The organism is Vibrio sp. 10N.222.55.C6 (genome assembly GCF_041473395.1).
Classification (GTDB): Bacteria; Pseudomonadota; Gammaproteobacteria; order Enterobacterales; family Vibrionaceae; genus Vibrio; species Vibrio crassostreae_C.
The window spans coordinates 1-353 of record NZ_JBFRSD010000942.1; the positions used below are offsets into that span (position 1 = coordinate 1).

The 353-nt window shown below is 43.3% G+C and carries 1 protein-coding gene; it reads left to right on the forward strand.

Annotated features, from left to right (window positions below; genetic code table 11):
• A partial coding sequence (locus tag AB4486_RS26965) for a response regulator transcription factor (protein WP_372119845.1) occupies nt 1-213 on the forward strand: 213 nt, incomplete at its 5' end.
• Nucleotides 214-353: the final 140 nt, after the last annotated feature.

A 353-nucleotide genomic window follows, 5' to 3' on the forward strand; every position in this document is an offset into this window, starting at 1 on the left:
CAAATGAACGTCTACCGTCAAGCTTATGCCTCGTTAACCGAGCGTGAGATAGACATCCTTAAACAGATTATTGATGGTAAACGCAATCAGAAAATTGCCGATGAGCTGTGCATCGCAGTAAGAACAGTTGAAGTTCACCGAGCGAGTTTGATGAAGAAGTTTTCTGCAAAAACGGTCGCTGAGTTAGCTTACATTTATGGTCAACTGACCTAGTCATCGCAGCCTTTAGGCACAGGCTTCTAATCATCAGTTTCTGATGAATGGTTGAGTCTCACTTGATGAAAGGCAAGCTCGAGAAACCCTCCTTATTGAAGCAAGATCACACGATTTATGGAGTGCGTACGGATTAGTCT